The 346-nt window shown below is 61.8% G+C and carries 1 pseudogene; it reads right to left on the reverse strand.

The annotated features are described in order from the left end of the window. Positions 1-104: 104 nt before the first annotated feature. Positions 105-346, reverse strand: a pseudogene (locus AB4Y42_RS44405) (MFS transporter); the annotation flags it as partial.

Consider the following 346-nt stretch of genomic DNA (forward strand, 5'->3'; position numbering starts at 1 on the left):
TCCCGCGCGGGCCAGGTCGATGGCGATAGCGCCGCCCAGGCCACGACCGGCACCCGTAACAAGGGCGATACGCCCTGCGAGATTCTGACGCTGGTTTTGCATTCTCAATTTCTCACAGGTTGAATATTTTCGGTTGAGGGAAAGCGCTGCCTGCCTGCGGCGCGCGCCGCAAGGGCGAACCACAGGGCCGAGCTGATCGCCAGCACGTCGTTGACGAATAGGACGCCCGTCAATGGAGCGGCGCTGCCTGCCCGCTTCAGATGGTCAGCCAGCATGCCGATGACCACCGTGCCAATGGCGAGCGCAAATACATTGATCAGCAACATCGTGAAGCCAGTCACCGTCG

Origin of the sequence: Paraburkholderia sp. EG286B (genome assembly GCF_040965655.1) — a bacterium.
Taxonomy (GTDB): domain Bacteria; phylum Pseudomonadota; class Gammaproteobacteria; order Burkholderiales; family Burkholderiaceae; genus Paraburkholderia.